The 24,965-nt window shown below is 63.6% G+C and carries 19 protein-coding genes and 2 tRNA genes; 19 read left to right on the forward strand and 2 right to left on the reverse strand.

Translation table 11 applies throughout. The annotated features are described in order from the left end of the window. Positions 1 to 72 precede the first annotated feature (72 nt). A complete protein-coding gene (locus HMPREF2874_RS03215) occupies positions 73 to 288 on the reverse strand; it encodes an RNA-binding S4 domain-containing protein (protein WP_070648923.1) in 216 nt (71 codons plus the stop codon). 234 nt (positions 289 to 522) lie between these two features. On the opposite strand from HMPREF2874_RS03215, the gene HMPREF2874_RS03220 reads away from it, so the two are divergent. The 10 genes from HMPREF2874_RS03220 to HMPREF2874_RS03265 all read left to right on the forward strand — a co-directional run bounded on the left by HMPREF2874_RS03220 (position 523) and on the right by HMPREF2874_RS03265 (position 13,773). Next, positions 523 to 1,902 (forward strand): glycine--tRNA ligase, encoded by a 1,380-nt coding sequence (locus HMPREF2874_RS03220; RefSeq protein ID WP_070648924.1) that lies wholly within the window; start codon positions 523 to 525, stop codon positions 1,900 to 1,902. Positions 1,903 to 2,118: 216 nt separating this feature from the next. After that, a complete protein-coding gene (locus HMPREF2874_RS03225) occupies positions 2,119 to 3,096 on the forward strand; it encodes a GNAT family N-acetyltransferase (protein WP_070648925.1) in 978 nt (325 codons plus the stop codon). 254 nt (positions 3,097 to 3,350) lie between these two features. Then, complete coding sequence (dusB, locus tag HMPREF2874_RS03230; protein WP_070648926.1) at positions 3,351 to 4,517, forward strand: tRNA dihydrouridine synthase DusB; 1,167 nt, start codon at positions 3,351 to 3,353, stop codon at positions 4,515 to 4,517. A 90-nt stretch (positions 4,518 to 4,607) separates the two neighbouring features. Then, positions 4,608 to 6,704 (forward strand): DNA primase, encoded by a 2,097-nt coding sequence (dnaG, locus tag HMPREF2874_RS03235; protein ID WP_070648927.1) that lies wholly within the window; start codon positions 4,608 to 4,610, stop codon positions 6,702 to 6,704. Positions 6,705 to 6,919: 215 nt separating this feature from the next. Beyond that, positions 6,920 to 6,995: transfer RNA gene (locus HMPREF2874_RS03240), tRNA-Asn, on the forward strand. A gap of 651 nt (positions 6,996 to 7,646) precedes the next feature. Beyond that, complete coding sequence (locus HMPREF2874_RS03245; RefSeq protein ID WP_070648928.1) at positions 7,647 to 8,519, forward strand: phage holin family protein; 873 nt, start codon at positions 7,647 to 7,649, stop codon at positions 8,517 to 8,519. A gap of 329 nt (positions 8,520 to 8,848) precedes the next feature. Continuing rightward, the gene (locus HMPREF2874_RS03250; protein ID WP_070648929.1) at positions 8,849 to 10,054 is read left to right on the forward strand and encodes a glycosyltransferase; all 1,206 of its coding nucleotides are present in this window, start codon (positions 8,849 to 8,851) and stop codon (positions 10,052 to 10,054) included. A 179-nt stretch (positions 10,055 to 10,233) separates the two neighbouring features. Beyond that, positions 10,234 to 10,307 (forward strand) — tRNA-Ile (locus tag HMPREF2874_RS03255). 264 nt (positions 10,308 to 10,571) lie between these two features. Then, the gene (locus HMPREF2874_RS03260) at positions 10,572 to 11,504 is read left to right on the forward strand and encodes a hypothetical protein (protein ID WP_070648930.1); all 933 of its coding nucleotides are present in this window, start codon (positions 10,572 to 10,574) and stop codon (positions 11,502 to 11,504) included. 10 nt (positions 11,505 to 11,514) lie between these two features. Beyond that, positions 11,515 to 13,773: a flagellar motor protein gene (locus HMPREF2874_RS03265; protein WP_070648931.1), complete on the forward strand. Its 2,259-nt coding sequence runs from the start codon at positions 11,515 to 11,517 to the stop codon at positions 13,771 to 13,773. A 181-nt stretch (positions 13,774 to 13,954) separates the two neighbouring features. Here the strand turns inward: HMPREF2874_RS03265 and HMPREF2874_RS03270 are convergent, their stop codons facing one another. Continuing rightward, the gene (locus HMPREF2874_RS03270; RefSeq protein ID WP_083309830.1) at positions 13,955 to 14,557 is read right to left on the reverse strand and encodes a M23 family metallopeptidase; all 603 of its coding nucleotides are present in this window, start codon (positions 14,555 to 14,557) and stop codon (positions 13,955 to 13,957) included. Between the two features lie 524 nt (positions 14,558 to 15,081). Here HMPREF2874_RS03270 and rpsB point away from each other — a divergent pair. From rpsB to ispG, 9 genes are all read left to right on the forward strand, one after another. After that, entirely contained in the window at positions 15,082 to 15,879 is a 798-nt protein-coding gene (rpsB, locus tag HMPREF2874_RS03275) for a 30S ribosomal protein S2 (RefSeq protein WP_049332822.1), read from the forward strand. A gap of 150 nt (positions 15,880 to 16,029) precedes the next feature. Then, positions 16,030 to 16,860: a translation elongation factor Ts gene (tsf, locus tag HMPREF2874_RS03280; protein ID WP_049332821.1), complete on the forward strand. Its 831-nt coding sequence runs from the start codon at positions 16,030 to 16,032 to the stop codon at positions 16,858 to 16,860. Between the two features lie 187 nt (positions 16,861 to 17,047). After that, entirely contained in the window at positions 17,048 to 17,791 is a 744-nt protein-coding gene (pyrH, locus tag HMPREF2874_RS03285; RefSeq protein WP_049332819.1) for a UMP kinase, read from the forward strand. Between the two features lie 265 nt (positions 17,792 to 18,056). After that, positions 18,057 to 18,614 (forward strand): ribosome recycling factor, encoded by a 558-nt coding sequence (frr, locus tag HMPREF2874_RS03290; RefSeq protein ID WP_049332817.1) that lies wholly within the window; start codon positions 18,057 to 18,059, stop codon positions 18,612 to 18,614. A gap of 79 nt (positions 18,615 to 18,693) precedes the next feature. Then, positions 18,694 to 19,539, forward strand: a complete 846-nt coding sequence (locus tag HMPREF2874_RS03295) for a phosphatidate cytidylyltransferase (protein WP_070648932.1) — start codon at positions 18,694 to 18,696, stop codon at positions 19,537 to 19,539. Positions 19,540 to 19,766: 227 nt separating this feature from the next. Next, positions 19,767 to 20,354, forward strand: a complete 588-nt coding sequence (locus tag HMPREF2874_RS03300) for a cell division protein DivIVA (protein WP_049332813.1) — start codon at positions 19,767 to 19,769, stop codon at positions 20,352 to 20,354. Positions 20,355 to 20,509: 155 nt separating this feature from the next. Further along, a complete protein-coding gene (gene dxr / locus HMPREF2874_RS03305; RefSeq protein WP_070648933.1) occupies positions 20,510 to 21,835 on the forward strand; it encodes a 1-deoxy-D-xylulose-5-phosphate reductoisomerase in 1,326 nt (441 codons plus the stop codon). 434 nt (positions 21,836 to 22,269) lie between these two features. Then, positions 22,270 to 23,625: a M50 family metallopeptidase gene (locus HMPREF2874_RS03310; RefSeq protein WP_070648934.1), complete on the forward strand. Its 1,356-nt coding sequence runs from the start codon at positions 22,270 to 22,272 to the stop codon at positions 23,623 to 23,625. 174 nt (positions 23,626 to 23,799) lie between these two features. Beyond that, on the forward strand, positions 23,800 to 24,942 hold the full coding sequence (gene ispG / locus HMPREF2874_RS03315; RefSeq protein ID WP_070648935.1) for a flavodoxin-dependent (E)-4-hydroxy-3-methylbut-2-enyl-diphosphate synthase: 1,143 nt from the start codon (positions 23,800 to 23,802) through the stop codon (positions 24,940 to 24,942). Positions 24,943 to 24,965: the final 23 nt, after the last annotated feature.

A 24,965-nucleotide genomic window follows, 5' to 3' on the forward strand; every position in this document is an offset into this window, starting at 1 on the left:
GGGGCGGGTTCCCTGTAGGAACGAGGACGAACGCCGTCCCTCGCCTGTAGCCCTAACCAAGCAGAGAGAGGACTAGTCCTCGTGCGCTACCTTCACGGTCACGCTGTTGAAGGTGACGGTATCTCCGGGGTGCAGCTGCTTGCCGCGTGCTTCTTCAATGTCGCCGTTGACCTTGACCAGGCCGTGCTGAATGACCTCGCGTGCCTGCGCGCCGTCCTCTACGAGGTTGGCGAGCTTGAGGAACTGGCCGAGGCGGATCATATCGTCGCGAATAAAAATTTCTTCCATGCCCTCTAGTTTATCCCGCCGGGTGCGTCCTGGCTTCCAGAGATTTTGGGGGAGCGGCGAGGGGCAAGAGCATACCTTGGGCGGGTTGGTGATGGTACCCTGGTGTCTTGCATCAAAAAGTGTGCATATTGCGCCGATGAGCGCGAACACCGGGCGCCCTGCTCTGGGTAGCGCCCCCCCCATCAACCCGAACTCACGCACGCCACAGCCGGTGGCGGGGCAGAAGGAGTAACTATGGCTGAAAAGTCCACCCTCGATAACGTTATTGCGCTCGCAAAGCGCCGCGGCTTCGTTTTCCAGGCCGGTGAAATCTACGGCGGTTCCCGCTCTGCATGGGACTACGGCCCCCTCGGCGTGGAGCTGAAGGAAAACATCCGCCAGCAGTGGTGGCAGCGTTTCGTCCGCTCCCGCGCGGACATGGTCGGCCTGGACTCCTCCGTCATCCTGCCCCGCGCGGTGTGGGAGGCTTCCGGCCACGTCGCGACCTTCACCGACCCGCTGGTTGAGTGCCTGTCCTGCCACAAGCGCCTGCGCCAGGACCACCTGCTGGAGAACTTCGAGGCGAAGAAGGGCCGCCCCGCCGAGGGCATGAGCGAGATTGCCTGCCCGAACTGCGGCACCCGCGGCGAGTGGACCGAGCCGCAGAACTTCTCCGGCCTCATGAAGACCTACCTGGGCCCGGTCGATAACGAGGAGGGCCTGCACTTCCTGCGCCCGGAGACCGCTCAGGGTATTTTCGTGAACTTCAACAACGTGGTCACCGCCTCCCGCAAGCGCCCGCCGTTCGGCATCGGCCAGATCGGTAAGTCCTTCCGTAACGAGATCACCCCCGGTAACTTCATCTTCCGTACCCGCGAGTTCGAGCAGATGGAAATCGAGTACTTCGTGCACCCGGACGACGCTGACAAGTACTTCAACGAGTGGGTTGAGGACTGCTGGAACTGGTTCGTTGACCTGGGCATTAACCCGGACAACATGCGCCGCTTCGACGTCCCCAAGGAAGAGCGCGCACACTACTCGGCCGGCACCATCGACGTCGAGTACCGCTTCGGCTTCCAGGGCTCGGAATGGGGCGAGCTCATGGGCGTCGCCAACCGCACCGACTACGACCTGGGCGTGCACAACGAGCACTCCAACGCCAAGCTCGAGTACTTCGACCAGGCCACCGGCGAACGCTACGTGCCCTACGTGATTGAGCCCTCCTTCGGTCTGACCCGCTCCATGATGGCCTTCCTCGTCGACGCATACGTTGAGGACGAAGCCCCCAACACCAAGGGCGGCGTGGACAAGCGCGTCGTGCTGAAGCTCGACCCGCGCCTGGCACCGGTCAAGGCCGCAGTGCTGCCGCTGTCCAAGAAGGCGGAGCTGTCCGAGCCCGCAACCAAGCTGGCCGAGGAGCTGCGCGGCCTGTGGAACGTGGACTACGACGAGGCCGGCGCCATCGGCCGCCGTTACCGCCGCCAGGACGAGATCGGTACCCCGTTCTGCATCACCGTGGACTTCGACACCCTCGAGGACCAGGCCGTGACCATTCGCGAACGCGACACCATGAGCCAGGAGCGTGTGGCCCTGGACCAGGTGAAGTCCTACCTAGCAGCACGCCTGGCCGGCTAGTACCGGCCCGCGGCGGGAGTATTCCCGCGAACCGCTGACCATTACGTTGCGGCGGGTAGCCTCTGAGAGCGAAAGAGGCTACCCGCCTCAGTGTATTTGGGCTACCCTGGTTAGACGCGATAGTGCGGGTCGTCACGCCGGACGGGGCGGGCCGCGGCTTGGAACCCGTCGGCGGCTCAGGCACGTACGGGTATAGGTGAAGGAGAGCATACAGACATGGCTGAACGCCTCAGCGAAGAATTTGAGATTCGCCCCTGGCAGGAGGGCGATGACCTTGCCCTGCTTGAGATTTGGAACTCTGCCCGCAATGAGGTTGAGGAGCGCCAGCGTGGCCTCTTTGGCCCGGATACGGATGCGCCGTTCAGCCGCACCCTGGTGGTGACCGCATCCGGCGTGCCGATTGCCGCCGGTTCGGTGGTGGCCTCGACCCTGCATCCGACTCGCCTGTGGTCCTACATTGAGGTGGCGGCAGACCACCGCCGCCAGGGCATCGGCACCGCCCTGATGGACGCCCTGCGAGAGGTGGCCGCGGCGAACGGCCAGACCACCGCCCTGCGCGTGAAGCTGTCGCCGTTTAGTGACGGCGAGGAGTTTGCGCAGGCGACCGGTATGAAGCTGATTCAGCGTTCCCGTATGGTGCGCGTGGAACCGGGAGCGATTCCCCCGGTGTCTCTGCGTGAGGATGCCGACGGCAACGAAACCCAGGCCATTGAGGACCTGGCGACCGGCTCGGTGGAGCTAACCGCCGCCCTCTGGGAGTTCTACCGCCGCTCGCATCAGTGGGATGTTCCCGCTGAGGTGGGTATGGGCACGGTGAACCGCTACTTCCTCTCGGATGAGGTGCGTGCTTTTGGCGCCGTGGTGCTTCGCGATCATATTCGTGAGGCTGCCGCAGAGGGTAAGAAGGGCCCGATCGTAGCCTTCGCCGTGAGCTACCATCCCTTCGAGACCGACCCGGAGGCGGCGCTGGTGAATGAGAACACCGCAACCGAGCTGCTGCTGGGCTACGACTTTGAGAACGAGGGCGCCGTGGAGGCCATCATGCAGGTACTGTCCCTGCTGAGCGCTAAGTACCCGGTGACGGTGGAGGTCGACGACGCCATGGAGGCGCTGGTTCAGGTGACCGACGTGCTGCTGCGCGCCGGTACCGCCTCGGTGGAGGGCGACCCGACCTATATTTACGTGACCGAGTAGGTTCTCGGGTAGGTTCCCGAGTATATTCCCGAGTATATTCTCGGCACCGAGCCTGCCGGCTGGTTCTTGCCGAGAGGGGCGGGGGAGTGGAATACTCTCCCGCCCCTTTCGCGTGCCTGCGCCTCACCACCATTGTTAAGTCTGTGCCGTGCCGCCGTACTGTGTTGCTGTACTGCGCCGCCGTACCCCGATAGCTCTGTACCCCGTCAGCTGAGTCCGGTTCCCGATTTGCCCCCGTATGCCACAATATAGGGGTGAATTCTGAAGCACCCCGTCTGACTCTTCCGCCCCTAAAGCTGGGCAAACTGACCGTTGACACCCCCGTGGTCCTCGCCCCCATGGCCGGCGTGACCAATAAGGCTTTCCGCCGCCTCTGCAGCGAATACGGTGGCGGCCTGTACGTGACCGAAATGGTGACCGCGCGCGCCCTCGTGGAACGCAAGCCCGAGTCCCTGCGCATCATCGAGCACGACCCGGACGAGAAGATTCGTTCCATTCAGATTTACGGCGTTGATGCGGTCAACGTTGGTAAGGCCGTGCGCATGGTCGTTGAAGAGGACCGTGCCGACCACATCGACCTGAACTTCGGCTGCCCGGCTCCTAAGGTGACTCGCCGCGGTGGCGGTGCCGCTCTGCCCTGGAAGACTGACCTGTTCACTGCGATTGTGCAGACCGCCGTGAAGGAGGCGTCCCGCAACGATATTCCGCTGACCATTAAGATGCGTAAGGGCATCGACGATGACCACATTACGTTCCTCGAATCCGCCAAGATTGCGCGTGATGCCGGTGTCGCGGCGATTGCTCTGCACGGTCGTACTGCGGCTCAGCATTATTCGGGTAAGGCTGACTGGGATTCTATTGCGCAGCTGCGTGAGCTGATTCCGGATGTGCCGATCCTGGGCAACGGCGATATTTTCTCTGCCGAGGACGCGGTGCGCATGGTTGAGCAGACCGGCGTGGACGGCGTGGTGATTGGTCGCGGCTGCCAGGGTCGCCCGTGGCTGTTTGGTGACCTGCAGAATGCGTTTGAGGGTTCGTCGGAGCGTATCCGCCCGACCCTGACTGAGGTGTCGGACATGATTTACCGCCACGCAGAACTGCTGGTGGAAACCTTCGGCGATGAGACCCGAGGCCTGCGCGAAATCCGCAAGCACGTGGCCTGGTACTTCAAGGGCTACCCGGTCGGCGGCGAGCTACGCGCGAAGATGGCTCAGGTTCCCGACCTGGCGACGTTCCGTGAGCTGATTGCTCAGCTGGACCACTCGATTGGTTACCCTGGCGCCGCCGTGGAGGGCTCTCGAGGTCGCGCCGGTAGCCCTAAGCAGCCGCACCTGCCCGATGGCTGGCTGGATTCGCGCATCCTGGGCGACGCCGAACGCCTGGGCCTGGCGGAGGCCGAGCTCGACATCTCGGGCGGCTAAACCCCGTCCGAACCATCGCGGCTGAACCCTCAGCCAACCCGCCCGGGGTCGTCCCCGGGGCTCACGCATCACCACCGTAGAATTGAGTTCATGGCTGGATTAATCCGCAAAGAAGACATCGACGAAGTACGTGCCCGCACCGATATTCGCGAAATCATTGAAGGCTACGTGAGCCTCAAAAGCGCGGGTATCGGCACGTACAAGGGCCTGTGCCCGTTCCACGACGAGCGCACGCCCTCCTTCAATGTGCGCCCGCAGGTGGGTTCGTACCATTGCTTCGGTTGTGGTGAGTCCGGTGACGTGTACTCCTTCGTCATGGCCATGGAACACACCGGCTTCGTGGAGACCGTGGAGCGTCTGGCCGCCCGCATTGGCTACACCCTGCACTATGAGGGCGGTAAGCCCGGCGACCGCTACGAGGCGGGTATGCGCCGCCGCCTGCTCGACGCGCACAAGATTGCCGCCGAGTTCTTCGAACGCAACCTCTACTCGCCGGACGCGCAGGAGGCGCAACGCTTCCTGGGTGCCCGCGGCTTCGACCCCGCCGCAACCCGCAAGTTCGGTGTCGGCTACGCCCCGCGCGGCTGGGACCACCTGCTCAAGCACCTTCGCTCCCAGGGTTTCACTGATGAGGAGCTGAAGGCGACCGGCATGTTCTCCGAGGGCAACCGCGGCCTGTACGACCGCTTCCGCGGCCGCATCATCTGGCCGATTCGCACCATCGCGGGGGAGACCATCGGCTTCGGCGCCCGCCGCCTCTTCGACGACGACCAGGGCCCCAAGTACCTCAATACCCCCGAGACGCAGCTGTACAAGAAGTCCCAGGTGCTCTACGGCATTGACCTGGCCAAACGCGAGATGACCAAGAAGAAGCAGGTCGTCATCGTGGAGGGTTACACGGACGTGATGGCCGCGCACCTGGCGGGCGTCACCACCGCCGTGGCCACCTGCGGTACCGCCTTCGGCCCCGGCCACATCAAGATGGTGCGCCGCATGATTACCGACGACGGCTCCGGCGGAGAGGTCATCTTCACCTTTGACGGTGACGCCGCCGGCCAGAAGGCCGCCATGGCAGCGTTCCAGGAGGACCAGCGCTTCGTCGCGCAGACCTTCGTGGCGGTGGCCGAGGACGGCATGGACCCCTGCGACCTGCGCCTGCACAAGGGGGACGCCGCCGTGCGCTCGCTGATTGCCTCGCGTCGCCCGCTCTTCGAGTTCGCCATTGACACGACCCTCGCCAAGTACGATTTGGCAACCCTGGAGGGCCGTGTGCTGGCGATGCGCGCCATCGCCCCGATTATTGCCGGTATTAAGGACCGCGACCTGCGCCCGGCCTATATGCGCAAGGTGTCGGGTCAGCTCGGCCTGGAGCTGGACGAGATTCAGCGCGCCGTGGCGTACGCGCAGAACCACCCCAAGACCCAGCGCAGCTACCGGGAAGAGGCCCCCGCGGCGCCCCGCTACGAGCGTCTGCCCGAGCGCGGCCCCGCCGGACCGTACCCCGCGGATGCGCCCTATGACCCCGGCTACGACGCACCCCCGCCCGAGGAGTACCCGGCTCAGAGCGCCTACGCGGGTTACAACGCCGCCGCGCATCCGCCCGCTCCCGCCGCGAACTACGGCACCCCCTACGCGCAGGCCCCGGGTGGACAGAACGGCGCGGAACCGGGTGCCGCTCAGGGTGCTCCCGCGGCGGAGGAGTTCCTCACTCCCGACCCCAACGACCCGGTCGCGCGCCTCGAAAAGGCCGCCCTGGAGATTGCCCTGCAGCACCCCGAGCTCATCAGCGTGGAGCAGTGGCGTAACCTCGCCACCGTGCAGTTCCGCTACCGCACCCACCGCGAGGTGGCCGCCGGCATTATTCACGCCGCAACCGTCATGGCGCCCACGCCGGGTATCGAGTGGATCAACTGTGTGCGCTCCGGCGCGGTGGAGGGGGTTCACCCCGCCATTGCGGAGCTGGCCGTCTCGCCCCTGCCCGTCAGCAGCGCCGAGCGCCTGCCCGGCTTCGTGACCGGTGCGCTCAACGCCCTGTTCGAGCAGCAGATTGCCCGCCAGAAGTCCGACCTGATGATGCGCTTGGAGCAGCTGAGCGCCAACCCGGACGATGAGGAGTACGAGGCCGTGCAGCGGCAGCTCCTCGAGCTCGAGATGCGCCGCCGCCAGCTCACAGCCCAACGCGCCTAAGACCGCGTGCCATCTTCGCCCCCCTCCCGATGCGGCGCGGTGGGGGCGACGAGGCAGAGGCATGGCTCGGAGGCCCGCAGGGTGCCCTGCGGACGATTCCACACCGTCACCACAAAATGTGATGCACTTCATCATATTTCGGCTTTCGGAGCCCCGAGACCCCCGGTATAGTTATTACTCGTTGCAAGGGAAACCGCGCAACGAAAACAAAATATTCCCCCGTAGCTCAATTGGCAGAGCATTCGACTGTTAATCGAAGGGTTACTGGTTCGAGTCCAGTCGGGGGAGCCAAGCAGAGAAAGCCTCAGAACGAAGTTCTGAGGCTTTTCCATTTTCCCCGACGGGACTCGAACACAGTAACCACTGCGTTAGGTGCAGGCGCTGGGGCGCCCGCACCTAACTTCGTCTAGTTGAGTCCAGAGCAACAGAGATTTACGGGAAGGGGGTAAGACGATTTCTCGCGCGCTCGGAAAATCTTCGCCTCGCTGGTTCGAGTCCAGTCGGAACGTTCCCTCTAAGTCGTGCACCATTAACCACTCCGCCATACGCAGGCGCTGGGGCGCTCCCTCCGGGCCCTCGGGCTTACGCCCTCGGCGGGGTAACGGTTTTTACTTCCTCACGCGCTCGGAAAATCTTCGCCTCGCTAGTTCGAGTCCAGTCGGGGAAAGGGAACGGCGAACCATTTTTCGCCCGCCGCTGTCGCCGAACTCAGACAGGTTCCCGCCGCCGGTGGGTACCAGCCTCCGGCCCTCTTATCGCAGGTCGCGGGTAGTCTGTTTCTCAGCTCGCGGCTGAACCTCACCCCTCAAAAAGTCGAAAATACCCCAAGAGATGGCCGTAACCTCCGTTCAAACGGTCACGAACACTTGGGGTGAGGGGCTAAAATATAGGAGGTGGAGTGCGAAAAAGAAGCCTCCAAAAACACGTCACGGAGAGGTGGTCATGACCACTACTACTAATCCCAAGGCACCCAAGCGTTTCTTTGCTGGCATCAGCGGGATTAAGTCCGGCGTCGCGAGCATCATCGACGCTGGCAAAACCTTCAAGTCCCTCGGCCCCAGCCAGGTCAAGGACGAGATCCAGATTGCAAAGCACGAGCTGAAGACCAAGGGTATTGCCGTTGGTAAGGGCGCGGCTTTCTTCGGCGTTGCCGCCGTCTTCGGTCTCTTCCTCATCATCGCCCTGGTTGCCGCCGCAATCCTCGGTCTCGGCACCGTCATGCCGTACTGGGCATCGGCACTGATTTTTGCCCTCATCTTCCTAATCGTCGTGGCCATCTGCGCGCTGGTCGGCCTCAAGAAGGTCAAGGCACAGCTGCCCTTCAAGCCTGAATCCGCAATCTTCGGTCTGCTCTTCGACCTCGGCGTGCTCAAGGAAGGCACCGCCATGTCCGCTGAGCGTCTGAAGAAGGAACAGGCAGAGCGTGCCGCTCAGAAGGCCAAGGAAGCCGAAGAGGCCGCAGAACGCGCCCGCAAGGAAGCCGAAGAACGCAAGGCACGCGGCGAGGAAGAGCCCAAGCCGCCGACCTTCGAAGAGCTCAAGCAGCGCACCGCAGAGCGCCGTCAGCACCTGGCCGCCCTGCGCGACGACCTGCAGTCCTACACCGGCGACGTTCAGGCCAACACCCAGCAGGCTCTGGATGCTCTCAAGGCAGTGCCCTCCGAGGTTGCCGCAGGTGCAGCAGCAACCGGCCGTGGCCTGGCAGAGAACGTGCGCAAGCCCGAGGTTCTGCAGGCTCGCTGGAAGTCCTTCGCAGCACTGGGCGCATCCATCGCGACCGTCCTGCACTTCCTCAACCGCCTGGTCCGCCGCTAAGCGAATTACCGCCCACGCGCGACCACCGGTCGAGTAACACAACGCCCCGACAGGCCCCGCCCGTCGGGGCGTTGTCGTGCCCAGAGAAGCCCGCAACCTACCTCCGCGTGAGCGGCAACTGCCTTTTTGGGGCAATTCCCAGGGGCCAACCCGCCCCACGGGTCGGATAATACGGCGAGTCCCCGGTAGAATGGACAAATGTCGTGCACCACAGGATGCCCCCTCCGCGCGCGGCGACCACAGGCAGATACGGCACACAGGAACGGTTCCGGCGATAGCCGCCACCCAACCGAGTCACCGACACACTACACCCGATGAGGAGCCCCGTCATGGACCAGGCAAAGACGATTCTGATTGGCGCAGAGACCTACCCGCCGGATATTAACGGCGCGGCACAATTCGGGCACCGCCTCGCAAACGCCATGCTCAAGCGAGGCCACTCCGTGCATGTGGTAGCCGCCAGCCCCATCCCCGGCCCCAGCTACCGCACCGAGGTCGAGGGCGGCATCGTTGAGCATCGTCTGCGTTCGCACCTGCCCCCGACCCACGAGACCAACCGCATCTGCCTGCCCTGGGAAATCTGGTCCGAAGTTGGCAAGATTCTTGACGAGGTGCGTCCCGACGTCGTGCACGTGCAGTGCCACTACATCATCGGCCGAGCCCTCATCTTCCAGGCGAAGCGCCGCGGTATTCGCGTTATCGCAACCAACCACTTCATGCCCGCCAACCTGGACCCGTTCCTGCCCTTCCCCGCACCCGTCAAGCGTCTAATTGACCGCTGCACCTGGAAGGACATGCGCTTCTGCTTCGCTCGTACCGCCGTGGTCACGACCCCCACCCAGATCGGTGCGGATGCAATGCGCGACCTGGGCCACTTTACCCACCCCGTCATGCCCGTCTCGAACGGTATCGAGATTAGCGACTACGAGCTGGCCGCGGGCACGGATATCGGCAAGGTCCCCGGCGAGTTGCGTATCGCCTTCGTGGGCCGCCTGGCCGAGGAGAAGAACGTGGACGTTCTCATCGAGGCCTTCTCGATGCTGCCCGACTCGTACGACCACGTGGTGCTGGATATCTCCGGCGACGGCGAGCTGCGCGAAGCCCTCGAACAGAAGGCGCACGACTGCGGAGTGGCCGACCGCGTGATTTTCCGTGGTTTCGTGCCCGATGATCAGCTGCCCGAGGTCTACCAGATGGCCGACATCTTCTGCCAGCCCGGCACCGCAGAGCTACAGTCCCTGGTCTCGCTGGAAGCAATGAGCGCCTCCACCCCGGTGGTTCTCGCCAACGCCCTGGCTCTGCCCCACCTGGTCGAGCAGGGCGTCAACGGCTACCTCTTCGAGCCGAATAACGCGAAGGACCTGGCGGAAAAGCTGGAGGCAATCATCTCCCTGCCCGCTGAGGAGCGCGAGCAGATGGGCCGCGAATCTCGCCGCATCGTGGGATTCCACAGCGCAGAGAACACCTGGCGTACCTTCGAGGAGCTCTACGTGAGCGACGCGCCCTACGAGCGTTACCTGGCTTCCCGCTGCTAACGGTCCCGAACGGTCCAGAGCTCCCGGAGCGGTCCGTTCCTAGCCCGCTTCGTCGTGGTCGGCGAGCGGGGGAGCGGAGTGCCGAGGACCGGATTGCAATGTTTTTCACTCTGGGAGTGCCTTCGGGTACCCTAGATGATGGTGCGCTCGCAAGATAACAGGCGATGCCTGCACCGGATGGGGAGTTAGCTCAGCCGGTTAGAGCAGGGGACTCATAATCCCTTGGTCGCGGGTTCGAGCCCCGCACTCCCTACGGCCTCGCCCGTCGACTTCACCCACTTGTCGACGGGCGGGGCTTTCTGCGTCTGAGATATAGGATGCTCGTATCGCTAGGCGTTGAGGTAACCTCCCTAGTCATGCCCTAGATTTAGATAAATGACCGCGCGGAGAGCGCACCTGCGGTTGATAGGGTACTGTGGAAGAGTCTCATGTAAAGAGAGACCGTGATTGCACCTTGGGTACGGAAGATACCGGTAGGATCGCATCATTGACAGACACACCATACGAGAGGATCTCAATGTCAGAGAACACTCCCCACAACCCGCAGCAGGGCGATTCTGCCGCAGCGGGCTACGGCTACGATGCTGGCGCCCGACCCGCGCAGGATGCTTCGCTGACGGGCCAGCCCGCGCAGGCAGCTCAGCCGGCGCAGCCCACCCAGCCGGCTCAGCAGGGTGCTCCCGCCCAGGGCGCGCAGCCTCAGCAGCCCGCCGGCCAGCCGATTCCGCCGGTCCAGGGTCAGGCCTACCCGGGTGCTCAGCCCGGTCAGCCCGCGCAGGCGGTCTACGCACCCGCCGCACCGAACCCCTTCGTGACGGCTCTGCGTGCAAGCTGGGACGCGTTCCTGGAGGTCTTCGCCGGCAAGCCCGGCCCCGCACAGTCCCGTCTGGCCGCCTCCGGTCTGTGGGGTTGGGTTATCCCCAGCCTTCTGCAGGCCATTATCTCGGCGTTCTTCCTCACCCAGCTGTCGCTGGGCTTCATGAAGTTCGCGTTGCGTGATGCCTACGGCCTGGTGGCTTACAAGATCAACTTCGGTCAGGTCTTCCTTGCCTTCCTGGTGTTCCTCGTAGTTTCTGCCGTGGTGCTGATTCTGCGCGGCGTGCAGATTCTGCTGACCGCTCGCATCGGTAAGGCTCCGGCGAACTTCTCGTCCTCGATGCAGGTAGTGGCGGTTTCGAGCCTGCCCCTAATCCCCACGTACATTCTTCTGAGCCTGGTGGCTCTCTTCATGCGCGGCGTCAGCAGCAACGAGGGCTTCGGATTCATCTTTGTGCTGCTGGGCCTGGTGATGTCCTTCGCAGTGTTCTCGGGCGAGGCACTCATCTACCTGGGTCTGAACCGTCTGGGCCGCTTCGCTAAGTCTCCGGTCATCATGCACGCGCTGCTGAGCACCGCGTGGGTGCTCGCCGTGATGGTTGTGTACTTCATTACCTTCCGCATGCTCAACTAAGGAAACCCGTATGCAGACTCTGACTTATTCCGTTCAGCGCGGCTCCCGCCAGCGCTGGATGCTCCTGGCCGTTCTGCTGACCATTGCGGCCCTGATTCTGAGCGCCTGCGGTGCGAAGATTGAGACCCAGCTTGGCCTCGAAAGCGCCGATAAGGGTGTTCGCACCATGCAGGTTTCCTTCGACCTCAAGGACAACCAGGACAAGATCAAGGGCGGCACCCAGGCTCTGGACGCCTCCCTCCGCAAGCACCTGCCTAGCGGCCTTGAGTACGGCGGTATCCAGTCCGAGGGCGACAAGGCCCGCGCGACCTTCACCCTGCCCTTCTCGTCGATTGACGAGTACCGCTCCAAGGTGGCCAGCATCCTGAAGGCTTCCGGCACCGATACCGAACCGCAGATTAGCATCATCAACTCCAGCCAGGGCCTGGTGCAGGGCATCCAGGTGAAGGAGAACTTCACCTCGAAGGAGCTGCTGGGCTGGGTTCCGGAGGCCCTCGTGGTCGACGGTGTGATTGAGTCCTCGCGTAAGAGCAGCGTGTTCAGCAGCGACGGCGACACCACCGTGAAGTTCGGCGATAAGGAAGTGAAGAACTCCGGCGGTTCCACTATTTCCGCTAAGGACGTGCAGGACCGCGGCTTCAAGGGCGTTCTGATTCAGGCGTCCGAGAAGGATGGCGGCTACGACGTCGTGATTTCCTTCATCGCGAAGGAAATTATGAGCTCCGAGACTTCCTCGGCGGTTGACGCATTCCTGAACCAGGTCAAGCCCGACGGTGCTGAGCTGAAGAAGGGCCTGGACGCTTCCGAGGCAAAGAGCTACGCTCCCTCCGCTTCGACGAACGCCGCCAAGGAAGAGATTGGTCGCACCATGACCTTCCACGCCTCCTCCTCGCAGGACCTGAGCGATAAGATCAAGAAGGTGCTCGGCGCAAGCACCACCGACCTGACCTTCACTCGCGACGTGACCGAGGAATCCCACGTCTTCAAGGTTGAGAAGACCGTCTCCGGCACCCTGGACTGCTCCCTGCTGTGCTCCCCGGAGGGCTACGGTGTTGCCCTCTCGCTGAAGAACAGCGATGGTGACAGCTACAGCAGTGCATCTTCCAGCTCTTCGAGCTCCTCCAGTTCTTCGTCCAGCACCTCGAACAAGACGATGCCCACCTTCACCCTCGTCTCTTCGAAGACCGTGACGATGAAGAACGTGAAGATGGCGACCTCCCTGGGTCTGGACGGCTCGATGGAGGCACGCATCCTCTACTCCTTCCCCACGAGCGACATCGCCGGTGCTGAGCAGAAGCTCAAGGACTCCCTGGCCGGTGGCGGCGATGACGAGACCGAGGTCCGTCAGGACGGCGACTCCACCATCGTGAGCGTGAAGATTCGTGGCAAGGACCAGGACGAGTTCAACCAGCGTCTGGGCTCCTACCTGAACGGCTCGAAGATCACCGTGACTCGCGAGGGCGGTTACCATCCCTTCGGCTCCGACTACACGGTGCGCCCCGAGGTCAACCCGGCTTCGAAGATGGGTAGTAGCTACTACCAGGTACCCTTCGAATTCACCTTCAAGGCCCCGGCCTTCTCCTCGCTGGATCAGCAGAAGGTGCGCACCGCGAACCCCCGATACGTGGAGGCGGGCATTGAGTTCACCGTCAACGGCGGCGAGCTGAGCATGAAGAGCGATCGCGGCGTGTTCGCGACTCGCGACCTGCAGATTCCGGCTTCCGGCCTGAGCATGACCGACCTGATCGTGAACGGCATTATCCTGGCTCTGGTTCTGGCCGGCCTGATTCTGCTGTTCCTCTTCCGCAAGAAGATTGCGGCCGCCCGCGCGAAGGGCCGTGAGCGTCGTGAGGCAACCGCCGCCGCTTACGCTGCGACCGCTCCCGCCGCGGCCGGTGCTGCTGGCGCAGCCTATGGCGCCGCTCAGGGTTACGCCGCTCCTGCTCAGGGTGCTCCGGCTCAGGATGCATACCAGCAGCAGGCGGCCTACCCGGCACAGGGTGGCTACCAGCCGCAGCAGGGTGCCGCTTACGCTGCCGGGGACGACTCGCCCACGCAGGTCTTCAGCCCCCAGACCGTAGCACAGTCCGGTGCGGCCCAGCCCGGTGCGGCCCAGCCCGCGCAGGGCGAGGCCGACCCTACGGTTGCCATGCCCGCTCAGGCTCCCGCTCAGGATGCTCCGCAGCAGCCTGCTCAGCCGCAGTACGGTCAGCAGCAGCCCGCCCAGCCGACTCAGTTCGGCGATACTGACGGCGATGTGCTCCAGTAGGTAGCGACCAACCTCCGGACGTAGTTCCCCACCGGGAACGTAGCCCAACTTGGGGTTTGTGGCCCGTTGTCTCCCAAAGGGAGGCGACGGGCCATCGCTGTATCCAGCTGCCTGCGGGAGTCATCCAGTCCCGGGGGGGGGGAGGGGAGGAGAGATAGAGAGACATCACCGCGGCCCGGGGCTAGTACCCGCCCGGTACCGGAAGCAGAATACTGGGATCTTGCGAACCCAGCAGGCTCATGGGGTTCACGTATTCGGCCTCGCGTCCGCTGCCGTCCCCGCGGGCGCCTCCCTGACGCACGCCCCAGTACAGGCACGGGGCGGAGCATCGCCGGTAGGGGCGCTCGCCGTTCTCGCCAGCGCTCTCCGGGGCGGCAACGGTGCCGACGGCATCCCCGGCCGTTACCTCGGTGCCGACCGGGAGCGCCTCGTCCATGGGCTCGAAGGTGCTGCGCCGACCGTCCGGATGGGCAATGACCAGCACTTTTCGGTTGACGACCGTACCGCTGAACACCACTCTTCCCGGCGCCGGCGCGTAGACGTGCCGGTCGCGGTCGGGCACGGCCAGATCCACCCCGCGGTGCCCGGCGCTCCAGCGCTGGGCGGGTTTCTCGAAGGGGTGGATAACCCGCGGAGCGGAGTCCGCGGTGGGGGAGCGGTAGCGTGTGCGGCCGGCGACGAGCTCAACGGCGTGTGGACCTGCACTGCCCGCAGCGTGGGGGCCCGGTGCCTCCGTTACCGAGGCGGCAACAGCCTCGGCTACCTCAGCACCCGTTTCGTTCATATAGCTCTGGCTGCCCACACCCGGCAGGCAACAGGCCAGGAGGGCAAGGCATCGTAGCGCTCGCTCTAGGGTCTTCAATGCGGTCTTCATAGATCGAGCTCATCATGTATCCGATGGAGCCGCCACACCGCGTCGAGAAATGTGGATAAACCCGCCGGTTTCGGTAGAAAATCCTTGATCCACAGTGCCGCTCAACACAGCGGAACGGCCGGGAAGGGCGTTAAGCCTCTTCTTGCGGATTAATCGCAAAAAATACGGTACAATTTCGTATTGCAGTGCGCCTGCGCGGATATTCTCTCCCTCGAGGGGAGCCCGTGGGGCATCACTGACGACGCGCGGCGTGAGCGGCACCCCTAGAAAAGGGGGCCGATAAGGGACCTTCGGTCCACCCAACCGGGTGGTTAGGGCCTGAGCTGAACGGGCAACCGTGAACGCTAATCGCCGCCAGGAGAAACTGATAACTACTATGCGCGCGTTGGGCTAGCCCGAATGGGAGGTCCGCGCGGCACCATAAAGGAGACGACATGCCCGTCGTAACTATGCGTGAAATGCTGGATTCCGGCGTTCACTTCGGTCACCAGACCCGCCGTTGGAACCCCAAGATGAAGCGCTTCATCCTGACCGAGCGCAACGGCATCTACATCATCGACCTGCAGCAGTCCCTCGCCTTCATCGACAAGGCATACGAGGCTGTTAAGTCGACCGTCGCACACGGTGGCAACATCCTGTTCGTCGGCACCAAGAAGCAGGCTCAGGAAGTTATCGCTGAGCAGGCAACCCGCGTGAACATGCCCTACGTGAACCACCGCTGGCTCGGTGGTATGCTGACCAACTTCAGCACCATCTCCAAGAGCATCGAGCGCATGAAGGAACTCGAGCAGATTGACTTCGACGATGTGGCAGGCTCTCGCTACACCAAGAAGGAACTGCTCCTGATGCGTCGCGAGTTCGAGAAGCTCGAGAAGACCCTCGGCGGTATCCGCAACCTGACCAAGGTTCCCTCCCTCCTGTGGGTCGTTGACACCAAGAAGGAGCACCTGGCAGTTAACGAGGCTCAGAAGCTGGGCATCCCCGTTGTTGCTATCCTCGACACCAACTGCGACCCCGACGAAGTTGCTTTCCCGATCCCCGGTAACGACGACGCTATCCGCTCCGTCAACCTGCTGACCCGCGTGATTGCTGACGCTGTTGCAGCCGGCCTGATCGAGCGCAACGCTAAGAAGAACGGCAAGACCGAAGCAGCTGAGGAGCCCATGGCAGCTTGGGAGCGCGAGCTCCTGGAGCAGCACGAGGCTGCAAAGGCTGAAGAGGCAGCTAAGTAAGCTTTCTTAGCCCACTAAGCTTTATGCTTTGTGGCCCCCGCCCGCGGGGACCACGTTCGGACGGCGCCCGCCCTGACCTGGGCGCGGCGCCGTCCGCCATAGTACCACCGGGAATTTTCCCGATTATTACAGCAACACAAGGAGTTCACAATGGCGAACTACACCGCAGCAGACATCAAGGCACTGCGCGAGAAGACCGGCGCAGGTATGCTCGACGTCAAGAAGGCTCTGGACGAGGCAAACGGCGACCAGCAGAAGGCTGCCGAGATCATCCGCGTTAAGGGTCTGAAGGGCATCACCAAGCGCGAGGGTCGCGCAACCGCTGAGGGCCTGGTGGCTGCACGCGTCGAGAACGGCGTTGGCTACATGGTTGAGGTCAACTCCGAGACCGACTTCGTGGCAAAGTCCGACCCCTTCATCGCTTTCGGCCAGAACGTGCTCGAGGCCGCTATTGCCGCAGACGCTTCCACCCTGGAAGAGCTGAAGGCTGCAACCTACGAGGGCAAGACCGTTGAGGAGCTGACCACCGACGCCGGCGCACTGCTGGGCGAGAAGATCGTTGTCCGCCGCATTGCACGCGTTGAGGGCGAGAACGTTGCAGTGTACCTGCACAAGACCTCCAAGGACCTGCCCGCACAGGTTGGCGTTCTGCTGGCTGTCTCCGGTGAGAACACCGACGAGATCGCACACGACGTTGCAGTCCACATTGCTGCAATGAGCCCCAAGTACCTGGACTCCGAGTCCATCCCCGCCGACCAGGTTGAGACCGAGAAGCGCGTTGCTCGCGAGACCGCAATCGCCGAGGGCAAGCCCGAGAAGATTCTGGACAAGATCGTTGAGGGTCGCCTGAAGGGCTTCTTCAAGGAGAACACCCTGCTGGATCAGGACTTCGCAAAGGACTCCAAGAAGTCTGTTGCACAGGTCCTGTCCGAGGCTGGCGCAACCGCAACCGCATTCGCTCGTTTCCGCGTGGGTGCATAAGGAACGACCGCACGTTCTGCGTCTAAACCGATTCGCTTCGATAAGGGGCGAAAACTGAGGTTTGGATTATAGCGTTGAGCCGGGTAGCCACCAGTGGTGGCTACCCGGCTTTGCTGTATCCTTGATAGGGACCGGGCGGCCTAAACCCGCCCACATAACTCTTCGAATAAAAGCCACTGGAGGAACCATGACTGAAGCGAATCCCCGCCCGATGCACCGTGATGATACCGGCCGCCGCCGCGTGCTGCTCAAGCTCTCCGGTGAGGTTTTTGGCGGCGGTGAAGTTGGCATCTCTACCGAGGTGGTTCGCAGCATCGCCAAGCAGATTGCCGCAACCGTCGGCGAGGTTGAGACCTCCATCGTGATCGGTGGCGGCAACTTCTTCCGTGGCGCCGAGCTCTCGCAGGCCGGCATGGACCGCTCCCGCGCGGACTACATGGGCATGCTCGGCACCGTCATGAACTCCCTGGCCCTGCAGGACTTCCTGGAGCAGGAGGGCATTGACACCCGCGTTCAGTCCGCCATCACCATGCCGCAGGTTGCAGAGACCTACATTCCCCGCCGCGCCATCCGCCACATGCAGAAGGACCGCGTCGTGATCTTCGGTGCCGGCGCGGGTCTGCCCTACTTCTCCACCGACACCGTGGCCGCCCAGCGCGCCCTGGAAATCCACGCCGACGAGGTGCTGGTCGCCAAGAACGGTGTGGACGGCATCTACACCGCTGACCCCAACAAGGACCCCAACGCTGAGCGCCTGTACAACCTCACCTACGACGAGGCAATGCAGCGCAACATCCGCGTGCTGGACCAGACCGCGTTCTCCCTGTGCCGCGACAACAACGTGACGATGCGCGTGTTCGGCATGCAGGGCGAGGGCAACGTGACCCGCGCAATCCTGGGCGAGAAGATGGGTACCCTCGTCACCCGCTAGGGGTGTATCCGGCCCGCCAAACCGCGCTTTCGGGCGCGCAATAACGTCACGGTACCGAGCGGGTAGAGCCTAACTCGCCCTGCCCGCCGGTACCGTCTAAACTGATAGAAACCACGGCGTTCATCATCTTTCGTATGTGTTCATGCCTCCTCCGCATATTTGGGGCCTGACGCCCCGGAGTGCGTGCGGCAGAGAAACGGGAGGGTGAGGAACGCGCCCCACCGACAATTCTGCACACCAGAATTACGACTAAGGAGATCCTTCCGTGATCGAAGAAATCCTTGCCGAAGCCGGCGAGAAGATGGAAAAGACCATCGAAGCAACCAAGACCGAGTTCGCAAAGGTCCGCACCGGCCGCGTGAACCCCGCCATCTTCAGCGGCCTGACCGCCGAGTACTACGGCGCTCCCACCCCTCTGCAGCAGCTGGTGTCCTTCAACGTTGAGGACGCACGCACCGTCAAGATCGTTCCCTTCGACGTGACCGCCCTGGCCGCCATCGAGAAGGCACTGCGCGACTCCGACCTGGGCGTTAACCCCAGCAACGACGGCGCCGCAATTCGCGTGGTCATGCCCGAAATGACCGCCGAGCGCCGCAAGGAGTACACCAAGCTCGTCAACCAGAAGGCTGAGGAGGCACGCATCTCGATCCGTAACGTGCGCCGCCACGCCAAGACCTCCATCGACAAGCTCGTCAAGGACAGCGAGATCGGTGAGGACGAGGGCGCACGCGCCGAGAAGGATCTGGACGCTCTGACCAAGAAGCACGTCGAGCAGATCGACGCTCTGTACAAGCACAAGGAAGCCGAGCTCCTCGAGGTCTAAATCCTCATCACGACACGCAACGAAGCGAAGGAAGGGACAGCAGCGCACGCCGCTCTGCCCCGCCAACCGGGGACAGAGAATGAACACTACGTCTGAGAACGCTAAGCCCGCCTCCAAGGCAGGTCGCAACCTACCCGCCGCCATTGGCGTGGGTGTGAGCTTCGGCCTCGTCCTGGTGCTGGGCCTTTTCATCCAGCCTGTCCTGGTGGCTTTTGCCGCCGTGGCCGTCGGGATAGGCGTCTGGGAAGTGGCTACGGTCTTCAACACCCGCCGCGGCTACGGCATCCCCGCCGTCCCGCTGGGGGTCCTCTCGACGGTGTCGGTGGCCTGCGGTTACGCCGCGGGATTCGGCGGGCTGTGGCTTGCGGTGGGCGCGACCCTGCTGCTGCTTCTGTTGGCTTCGTATGCTCCTCGGGCCGACCGCAGGGTGTCGCCGCTGAGGTCCTGGGCCGGCGGCCTGCTGGCCGTGCTGTGGATTCCCCTCATGCTGGGTACCGCGATGGTGTACTTCCGGAGCGAGCACGGCGTGCAGGGAATCCTCATGATCCTGCTCATGGCCGTCAGCAACGACACCTTCGGCTACATCGCCGGCGTGAACTGGGGCAAGCACCCCATGGCGCCGCGAATTTCGCCGAAGAAGAGCTGGGAGGGCCTGACCGGTTCCTTCGTCGGCTCGGCCCTGGTCGCTTCCATCGCTTTTGCCGTGATGGGTTCGCCCTGGTTCTGGGGTATTCCCTTCGCCGCGGTGATGGTGATTGCCTCCACCGCCGGCGACCTGGTGGAATCCGTCTTCAAGCGCCGCATGGGCGTGAAGGACATGTCGAATATCCTACCCGGCCACGGCGGCATGATGGACCGCCTCGACTCGGTTCTGTTCGCGGCCGCCGCCGGCTGCCTCATCTTCGCCTTCGTGATGCCCCTCTAAGGGCGTGACGCTCAGCGGGGTGTTTCTCTCCCACAGTGGGGGAAGGGCACCCCGCTTTTGCGCACTGGGGGCTCGTACCGGGTCCCGCGCGTCCGGTCGGTCTGCATAGGCATCACCGGGCACGGCGGCGGATGCGCGGTGCGCTTCTGAGACATGGCCCGCAGGTTCTTGCACGATGAGGCCTCGACGTTGGTATTCTTAAAGCTCAATCGTTGAGAGGAGTCACCTTGGCCAGCACCACCCGCGGAGGCGGATTTGCCCGCGCCGGAGAAACCGAACCCGGCTACAAGCGCAGCGAAGTAGACCGCCTCTTCACCCGCCTCGCCGAGGACTACGAAAAGCTCAGCGGAGCAGCCGAGCTCCCCGAAGATCTCTACACCTCCCGACGGATTCGTCAGGTCATCTTCCGCGAGGAGCCCGGCGGCTACAAGCTCGACGTGGTTGATCGCGCCCTCGAAAAGATTGAGGAGCGCTTCGCCAAGCTCGAGCGCAGCCGCTACATCGAGGCGTACGGCCTGGACAACTGGGAACGCTCCCTCGTGGAGACCGGTGAGCTGCTCGCCGGCCGCCTGGAGCGTCCCGCCGGCGAACGATTCCGCCGCCCCAGCAAGCGCCGCTACATGGGCTACTTCGTTGGCGATGTGGACGCCGTCTGCGACCACGTTTACGCCCAGCTCAACAGCGAAGAGCCCCTCGACCCCTCGGTCGTGCGCCACGCAATGTTCCGCCCGGCATCGGGCACCGTCAGCTACGACGAGACGCAGGTGGACGCCTTCTTGGACCGCTGCATCGAGCTGCTGCAGGACCTGCTCTAAAACATGATGTGTTGAATCCCCCGCCCCGGACGACAGGGTGGGGGATTCTTCTATGCTGAGGTCTTCTGTACTGAGGTCTTTTGTACTGAGGCCTTCTACGCTGAGGCGAGCCAGCGTGCCGCAGCGAAGCCGCGAGCTCGTGAGACACTAGAACCATGAAGTTTGGATCCTCAGAACGCGTCGGCGGCAACCGCGACCGCCTCACCGACGCCCTCACAGAACTCACCCGCGCACCGCAGCGCGTCACCCTCCTCGGCTCGACCGGCTCCATCGGCACCCAAGCCATGGAGGTCATCGACCACCTCGCCGCACTCAAGGGCACCAGCGCCTCCGCCGCAGACGCACCGCTGAAGGTCGTCGCCCTCTCGGCGGGCTCCCGCTCCCTCGAGCTGCTCGCCCGCCAGGCCGTGCACGTGCGCGCCGAACTGGTCGCCACCAGCGGCACCGCCGAAGACGCACAGCGCCTGCGCGAACTCATCGAGGCGGCAGCCTCCGAAGCCGGTGTCACCGGCTACACCCCGCAGATTGCCCACGGCCCCGAAGCCTCCGTGCAGGCCGCCGCGCACCCGGCAGACACCGTCCTGAACGGCATCACCGGCTCCATCGGCCTGGAACCGACCCTCACCGCCCTCAACAGCGGCTACCGCGTGGCGCTCGCCAACAAGGAATCCCTCATCGCAGGCGGCCCGCTCGTACGCGCCGCCGTGGACGCATCGCCCCTGGACACCCCCATGGTGCCCGTCGACTCGGAGCACTCCGCCATCGCCCAGGCGCTCGCCTCCGGAACCGACGCCGAAATTGACCGTCTCATCCTCACCGCCTCGGGCGGCCCGTTCCGCGGCTACAAGCGCGAACAGCTGCACGACGTGACCCCCGCGCAGGCGCTCGCACACCCCACCTGGGACATGGGCCTGGTCGTCACCACCAACTCCGCCACCATGGTCAACAAGGCGCTCGAGGTGCTCGAGGCGCACCACCTGTTCGGCGTGGACCTGGACCGTATTGACGTGGCGGTTCACCCGCAGTCCGTCGTGCACTCCATGGTGCAGTTCGTGGACGGCTCCACCATCGCGCAGGCGTCGCCGCCGAGCATGGTTCTGCCCATCGCGCTGGGTCTGACCTGGCCGCACCGCATCCCCGGCGCCGTGCCCGCGTGTGACTGGTCGAAGGCTGCATCCTGGACTTTTGAACCGCTGGACGAGGAAGCATTCCCCGCCGTGCGCATGATTAAGGAAGCCGGCAAGGTCGGCGGCACCCACCCGGCAGTATTCAATGCAGCCAACGAGGAAGCCGTGGCGGCATTCCACGCGGGCGCGATTCGCTTTACCGACATTGTCGATTCGGTGGCGCGCGTGCTGGAGGAGCACACCGGCAGCGCCGAGGCTGTCTCCGACGCTGACCTGACGCTGGAGGCGGTGCTGAACGCGGAGCGTTGGGCTCGCGTTCGCGCGAATGAGCTGCTGGGTATGACCGGCAACTAGGAGACGGCTTTCTTCCTGCTTTTGTGAGAAGTACAGCTGTTGCAGGAGGGACGGTGTTCGTCCTCGCTTCGCTAGTTGGGATGGCACGCCGCATGTTTCCTCCGCGCCTACGCAGGGGCACCCGTCACCCGGACGCTCCGCTCTTCCTTGCTTCGCTGCGGAGAGCGTCCGTGTGACACCCTGAGGGCGCTTCCGGAAAACACGGCGCGCCACCTTGGGTAGCCTAGCGTGCGTGGAGGGGCGGTGTCGTCCGTAGTGACATCAGGGGGCCCGAAGCGAAGCGAGGGCGGGTGCCCCTGTAGGAACGAGGACGAACACCGCCCCTCCACAGCCATATACCCCGCCAGCCCATCCAGAAAGCGGGGGAGGGCACCTTCCCAGGCTGAGCGAGTATCCTAGAAGCTTCGTATCCCCGAACCGAAACGAGAAAAAGCGTGGAAATCCTGCTGTACGCTGTGGGCATTATCCTCATGGCAATCGCCATTGCCGTCTCGATTGCCCTGCACGAGGTGGGGCACCTGGTGCCCGCGAAGCTGTTCAATGTGCGCGTCCCGCAGTACATGATTGGCTTCGGTAAGACCGTGTTCTCTTTCCGCCGCGGCGAGACCGAGTACGGTTTCAAGGCGATCCCGTTGGGCGGTTACATTTCGATGATTGGCATGTACCCGCCGAGCCCCACCGAGGTGAAGGAGCACCATACGGAGGGTCATTCGGGGAGTACGAGCCCCTTCGCATCCCTGGCTGAGGAGGCGCGTGCGGCGGACGCCGAGCGCATGCAGCCCGGCGACGAGGACCGCCTGTTCTATAAGCTGCCGGTGCTCAAGCGCATGGTGATTATGCTGGGCGGCCCGACCATGAACCTGCTGATTGGTGTGGTCTGCACGGCTATTTTGGTGTGCGGTTTCGGTACGGCGCAGGTGACGAATAAGGTTTCGGCGGTGTCTGAGTGCGTGCCGAGCGTGAGCGTGACCCATGATTCGATTAGCTACGGCGAGTGCACGGATAAGTCCACCCCCTCGCCCGCTAAGGCTGCTGGTGTGCAGGTGGGTGACCGTGTGGTCGCCGTGAACGGCACGTCGACGGGTTCGTGGGAGGCGGTGTCTTCGGCGATTCGTGCGGCGGGTTCCCACCCGAGCACCCTGACGGTGGAGCGTAACGGTCAGCGCCTGGATCTGTCGGTGACTCCGGTCGAGATGATTCGCCCGGTCTCTGACGGTAAGGGCCAGTACGCGCGTGCCGAGGACGGTTCGATTGCGACGACCCGCGGCGGTTTCGTGGGCGTTTCCCCGTCGAGCGAGCTGGTGCCCGGTTCCATTACCGAGGTCCCCGGAATTGTGGGGGATACCCTCGCCAAGGTGGGCACCTCGATGCTTTCGCTGCCGCAGCGCGTGTGGGATCTGGCGGTGACCCTGGTGACCGGTGGTGAGCGTAGCGCCGAGTCGCCCGTGTCGGTGGTGGGTGTGAGCCGCATTGCCGGTGAGGTGACGGCCACCGACCGCATCGACCTGAAGTCGAAGGCCGCGATGCTGGTCTCGCTGGTGGCGAATATGAACCTGATGCTTTTCGCGTTCAACCTGATTCCGCTGTTGCCGCTGGACGGCGGCCACGTGCTGGGCGCCCTCTGGGAGGGCGCGCGTCGCTTCTTCGCGCGTCTGACCGGGCGTAAGGATCCGGGCCCGTTCGACCCGGTGAAGCTTCTGCCGCTGACCTACGTGGTGGCGGGCGCGTTCATCCTGATGTCGGTGGTGCTGATTATCGCCGACGTCGTCAAACCGATCACCCTTTTCTAAAGGGGAAGTTTCGCTCTCTTCGCACTGCCTAAAAGATGTGATGTTACGCGCGGTAAGGGTACCCGTATTAGTGGTTTCTTTCGCGTCAGTGGCACAATAAAAAGCTGAAAGAAAGACGCATAACCGTCTTTCACAACTCATGTATGGAGGAAAACCTTGTCGGTCAGCCTTGGTATGCCGAAGCCCGCTCCCGCGGTTCTGTCGCCGCGCCGTAAAACCCGCCAGTTCAAGGTGGGCTCCGTGGGTGTTGGCTCTGAATCTCCGATTTCCGTGCAGTCGATGACGACCACGAAGACCCACGACATTGGCGCGACCCTGCAGCAGATTGCGGAGCTGACCGCTGCCGGCTGCGATATCGTGCGTGTGGCCTGCCCGACCGATAAGGACGCCGAGGCTCTGCCCATCATCGCCAAGCAGTCCCGCATCCCGGTGATTGCCGACATCCACTTTCAGCCGAAGTACGTGTACGCCGCTATTCAGGCTGGCTGCGGTGCCGTGCGCGTGAACCCGGGCAATATCCGTAAGTTTGACGACCAGGTCAAGGAAATCGCGCAGATGGCTTCGGACCACGGCGTTTCTCTGCGCATCGGCGTGAACGCCGGTTCGCTGGACAAGCGCCTGCTGGAGAAGTACGGCAAGGCCACCCCGGAGGCTCTGGTGGAGTCCGCCGTGTGGGAGGCTTCGCTCTTCGAGGAGCACGGCTTCCACGACTTCAAGATTTCCGTGAAGCACAACGACCCCGTCGTGATGGTGGAGGCGTACCGCCAGCTGGCTGAGCGCGGCGACTGGCCGCTGCACCTGGGCGTGACCGAGGCCGGTCCTGCGTTCCAGGGCACCATTAAGAGCTCGGTTGCGTTCGGTATTCTGCTGTCCGAGGGCATCGGCGACACGATTCGCGTGTCCCTCTCCGCTCCTCCGGTGGAGGAGGTGAAGGTGGGCTCGAAGATTCTGGAGTCGCTGAACCTTCGCCCCCGCAAGCTGGACATCGTGTCCTGCCCCTCCTGCGGTCGTGCGCAGGTGAACGTGTGGGAGCTGGCCGAGAACGTGACCAAGGGCCTGGAGCACATGAAGGTTCCGCTGCGCGTGGCCGTGATGGGTTGCGTGGTGAACGGTCCGGGTGAGGCTCGCGAGGCTGACCTGGGCGTGGCCTCCGGTAACGGTAAGGGCCAGATTTTCGTGAAGGGCGAGGTCATCAAGACCGTGCCCGAGGATCAGATCGTTGAGACTCTGATTGAGGAGGCAACCCGCATCGCCGCCGAGATGGAAGCTTCGGGCGAGTACGTTCCCGAGGGTTCCCCGGCCGTTTCGGTGAGCTAATCGGTTAGCCCCTAACCCCTAAA

The sequence above is a fragment of the Rothia sp. HMSC068F09 genome (assembly GCF_001812775.1).
GTDB classification, from domain to species: Bacteria; Actinomycetota; Actinomycetes; order Actinomycetales; family Micrococcaceae; genus Rothia; species Rothia mucilaginosa_A.

Coding starts and splice junctions, on each gene's coding strand:
- dnaG (WP_070648927.1), top strand. CDS start 4,608: ATGGCTGGATTAATCCGCAAAGAAGACATCGACGAAGTACGTGCCCGC.
- HMPREF2874_RS03245 (WP_070648928.1), top strand. CDS start 7,647: ATGACCACTACTACTAATCCCAAGGCACCCAAGCGTTTCTTTGCTGGC.
- dxr (WP_070648933.1), top strand. CDS start 20,510: ATGAAGTTTGGATCCTCAGAACGCGTCGGCGGCAACCGCGACCGCCTC.
- HMPREF2874_RS03220 (WP_070648924.1), top strand. CDS start 523: ATGGCTGAAAAGTCCACCCTCGATAACGTTATTGCGCTCGCAAAGCGC.
- HMPREF2874_RS03295 (WP_070648932.1), top strand. CDS start 18,694: ATGAACACTACGTCTGAGAACGCTAAGCCCGCCTCCAAGGCAGGTCGC.
- tsf (WP_049332821.1), top strand. CDS start 16,030: ATGGCGAACTACACCGCAGCAGACATCAAGGCACTGCGCGAGAAGACC.
- rpsB (WP_049332822.1), top strand. CDS start 15,082: ATGCCCGTCGTAACTATGCGTGAAATGCTGGATTCCGGCGTTCACTTC.
- HMPREF2874_RS03265 (WP_070648931.1), top strand. CDS start 11,515: ATGCAGACTCTGACTTATTCCGTTCAGCGCGGCTCCCGCCAGCGCTGG.
- HMPREF2874_RS03260 (WP_070648930.1), top strand. CDS start 10,572: ATGTCAGAGAACACTCCCCACAACCCGCAGCAGGGCGATTCTGCCGCA.
- ispG (WP_070648935.1), top strand. CDS start 23,800: ATGCCGAAGCCCGCTCCCGCGGTTCTGTCGCCGCGCCGTAAAACCCGC.
- pyrH (WP_049332819.1), top strand. CDS start 17,048: ATGACTGAAGCGAATCCCCGCCCGATGCACCGTGATGATACCGGCCGC.
- HMPREF2874_RS03225 (WP_070648925.1), top strand. CDS start 2,119: ATGGCTGAACGCCTCAGCGAAGAATTTGAGATTCGCCCCTGGCAGGAG.
- HMPREF2874_RS03250 (WP_070648929.1), top strand. CDS start 8,849: ATGGACCAGGCAAAGACGATTCTGATTGGCGCAGAGACCTACCCGCCG.
- HMPREF2874_RS03270 (WP_083309830.1), bottom strand. CDS start 14,557: ATGAACGAAACGGGTGCTGAGGTAGCCGAGGCTGTTGCCGCCTCGGTA.
- HMPREF2874_RS03215 (WP_070648923.1), bottom strand. CDS start 288: ATGGAAGAAATTTTTATTCGCGACGATATGATCCGCCTCGGCCAGTTC.